General features: G+C 67.7%; 1 protein-coding gene. It reads left to right on the top strand.

The window, feature by feature from the left end; translation table 11 throughout:
* The first annotated feature begins 153 nt into the window (after positions 1-153).
* Positions 154-1,383, top strand: a complete 1,230-nt coding sequence (locus AB0C35_RS45995) for an IS256 family transposase (RefSeq protein WP_358471007.1) — start codon at positions 154-156, stop codon at positions 1,381-1,383.
* The last annotated feature ends 56 nt before the right edge of the window (positions 1,384-1,439 follow it).

Genomic DNA, 1,439 nt, shown 5'->3' with positions numbered 1-1,439 from the left:
GTTCACGTCCATGAGAGTGGTGTATGGGGTCTGTGTGACCTATGACCTGTTCGTGTCGTGATGGGCGAGTCCCCGTGACGTGAGACGGCCACCTCGTGATCCTTCGAAGTCGACCAAGACTCAGACGAAGGGAACGAAGTGGCCGTGAACGACATTGTGCCGGTTGTTGGCGAGGAGTTCGAACAGACCCTGGCGTCGGCGTCGCCGGACCTGCTGCGCACGATGGTGCGGCAGATGGCGCAGCGGATGATGGATGCCGAGGTCGAGACGCTGTGCGGGGCCGGCTATGGCGAGGTCAGCGCGGAGCGGATGAACTCGCGCAACGGGTATCGGCGGCGCGAGTGGGACACCCGGGCGGGGACGATCGAGCTGGCGGTGCCCAAGCTGCGGACCGGGTCGTACTACCCCGAGTGGCTGCTGGAGCGGCGTCGGCGGGCTGAGCGGGCGCTGGCCAGTGTGGTCGCCACCAGCTACCTGCTGGGCGTCTCGACCCGGCGGGTGGAGAAGCTCGCCGAGCAGCTGGGCGTCACCCGGCTGTCGAAGTCGCAGGTCAGCGTCATGGCCCGGGAGCTGGACGAGATGGTGGCCGACTTCCGGGGCCGTCCGCTGGACGCCGGCCCGTACACGTTCTGCTGGATCGACGCGCTGACGCAGAAGGTGCGCGAGGGCGGCCGGACGGTGACGGTGCACGTACTGATCGCCACCGGTGTGGGCGCCGACGGGCATCGGGAGATCCTCGGCGTCGATGTCGTGTCGTCCGAGGACGGCGCCGGGTGGCTGGGGTTCCTGCGCGGTCTGATCGCCCGCGGCCTGTCGGGGGTGAAGATGGTGATCTCCGACTGCCACGCCGGGCTGCGGGACGCGATCGCCGCCACGCTGCCGGGCGCGTCCTGGCAGCGGTGCCGGGCCCACTACCACCGCAATTTGGCCTCGCGTGTCCCCAAGTCGGCGCAGCCGTGGGTGGCCACGCTGGTGCGCACCATCTTCGAGCAGCCCGACGCCGACGCAGTGTTCGCCCAGCATCGCCAGGTCGTCGCGGCGCTGGAGGCCAAGTTCCCCGCCGCCGCCGGGCACCTGGACACCGCCCGCGACGACATCCTGGCGTTCGCCGCCTTCCCCAAAGCCGTCTGGCGCCAGATCTGGAGCAACAACCCCCAGGAACGCCTCAACAAAGAGATCCGCCGCCGCACCGACGTGGTCGGCATCTTCCCCGACCGCACCGCCATCGTCCGCCTCGTCGGCGCCGTCCTGGCCGAGCAGAACGACGAATGGACCGAGCAACGCCGCTACATGGGAGTGGAAATCCTGACCGCCTGCCAGAAAGTCGGACAACAAGCCGACACTGATGATGCCGATATGACAATTGAGGCAATCGGTGCTTAAGTAGTCAATAGATCGCGAGGTGGCCTTCTCATACACCACCTACCTGGACGTGGCCA

Origin of the sequence: Spirillospora sp. NPDC048819 (assembly GCF_040650055.1) — a bacterium.
GTDB lineage: Bacteria > Actinomycetota > Actinomycetes > Streptosporangiales > Streptosporangiaceae > Spirillospora.
This window is presented reverse-complemented; position numbering and strand designations above follow the sequence as displayed.